Source organism: Deltaproteobacteria bacterium (genome assembly GCA_009929795.1).
GTDB lineage: Bacteria > Desulfobacterota > Desulfovibrionia > Desulfovibrionales > Desulfomicrobiaceae > RZZR01.
This window is the reverse complement of record RZZR01000299.1, coordinates 1-1,946: the sequence shown is the minus strand read 5'-3', so window position 1 is coordinate 1,946 and position 1,946 is coordinate 1. Positions and strand designations below refer to the sequence as shown.

1 protein-coding gene is annotated in these 1,946 nt (G+C 60.4%); it reads right to left on the bottom strand.

Annotation, left to right across the window (positions count from 1 at the left end; genetic code table 11):
* Window positions 1-1,317 (bottom strand): sensor histidine kinase (locus EOM25_14400; GenBank protein ID NCC26366.1); only part of this gene is annotated, 1,317 nt, incomplete at its 3' end.
* Window positions 1,318-1,946 lie beyond the last annotated feature (629 nt).

The window sequence follows — 1,946 nt, the reverse complement described above, 5'->3', positions numbered from 1 at the left end:
CTGGGCCGAAAAGGCGATGATCTCCTCCAGAAGCACAGGCAGGTCGATCTCCGTGGTCCGAGCGTCGGTCCTACGGGCGAAGCTCAGGAGCTTGTGGGTGATCTCCTTGCACCGGCCGCCCTGAACCAGGATCTCGTTCAGGGTATCCTTGATCTCGGTCATGGTCTTGTCCCGATCCTTTTCCATGTCGGGAATCAGGTCCTGGATCCATCCGGCGCTTTCGACCATGATGGCCACGGGGTTGTTGATCTCGTGGGCGATGCCGGCGGCCAGTTCGCCGATGGCGGCCAGCTTGCCGGCCTCGACGACCTGCTTCTGCATGATTTCCTGCTCCTCCTCGACCCGGCTGAACTTTCGTTCCACCCGCCGCCTCATGTACACGGAGGTTAGGATGATGGCCATGGCTCCGGACAGGGAGATGACCAGGGCCATGTACCGGGCGTGAACGAGGTGGACCAAGGCGTCGGACCGTTCCTGCTGGACCACCAACTGCCACTGGTTGTTCTTCAAGGGGGCCGAGGCGTAGAACTTGGCTTGCCCGGAAGGGCCTTCGGCCTGGATGACCACCGGCGTATCGTCATTGATGTGCAGGGAGGTCAGGCGTTTGAGGACGCTTGGAGGAAGGGTTTCCTGGAGGCTCGACTCGGTCTGGAACTCCCCCCGGTCATTGATGATGAAGGCCGTGCCGCTCTGACCGACCTTTATACTTCTGATGAGGGCGTTGAACCCGGCAAAGTCGATGGTGGCCCGGAGCAGCCAGGGAGTCTGGCCGTCCATGACCCGGACGCTGACGATGAAATGGGGAATGCGGCGGATGCCCAGGAAGACGTCGCTGATATACTCGTCGCTCTCGATGGCCTGCCGGAACCAATCGGCCTGGGAGTAATCGGCCTTCAAAAGCTGGAAGGGGCCGGCGTAGGCCACCTGATCGCCCCGCGCGTTGACGAGACCAAGGTCGTTGTAGGCCCCGGGATAGGCGGTCTGGAGGAGATCGAGGCGGCTGCGAAGAAAGTCCTCGCTGGACAGCTCGTCAATGGAATGGGCCAAGACCTGCATGCGGATGTTGGCCTGTTTTTCCCGAAGAAAGGCGTCGATCTCCATGGCGTGGCGCTCGACCAGGGCCTTGAGGTTCTCGGTGACCTTCTCGGTGTAGACCACGTGATAGTAGTGGTACATGACCACGGAAATGATGGCCAACGGGGCCAGGGCCACCAGGACTGAGGTGACGACCAGTTGTCGGCTGAGGCTGACATGCTTGTTGTGCTGCTGGCGGTCCATGGTCGTCCTGTCCGGTTGTTTCGGTGTCTGGTCCATCATTTCCGTCGTTCGGTTTCAGCATGCCTCTGAATCGGGGTTCGAGGCAAGGACTATTCCTTTGGGTTCAGCAGGGGTCAATCCGTATCGCATGGGCCGATGCTGATGTTCGGGCACATGCCCTTGAGATCTCCGTCCAGGTAGGGTTGGAGAAGGTTGAAGGCCACGTTCTGGGTCTTCTGGGCGTGGCCCCGACTGTCGTTCTCGCCTGTGTAGTAGGCCCCGTTTTCATCCAGGATGTGTTCGATGCGGTCCCGAAAGGCCCTGACAAAGGTGGCCCCCGATCCCTGGAAATTCATGTTGCCGATGTTCAGGGCCTTGACCCGGGACATTTCATCCATGCGGATGGAGTGCATATCCAGGTCGTCCTGACAGGTGATGAATCCCCAGACCATGTTGCCCTCGGGGACGGTGATGGGCTCCACGGCGTCGATGATGGTGTGGGGCATGACGATGGAGCCCTTGCCGATGGTCACCGGAGCTTCGGCCGTGCCCCTGAGAAACGAGTTGAAGCCGACAAAGGTGTTGGGGCCCATGGTGCAGTAGATGACCTTGCCGCCGTGGGCGGTGATGTTGTCGCCCTCGTAGACGGAGTTGATGATGTAGCAATGCTCCTGGGCGTTGGCCCCGGG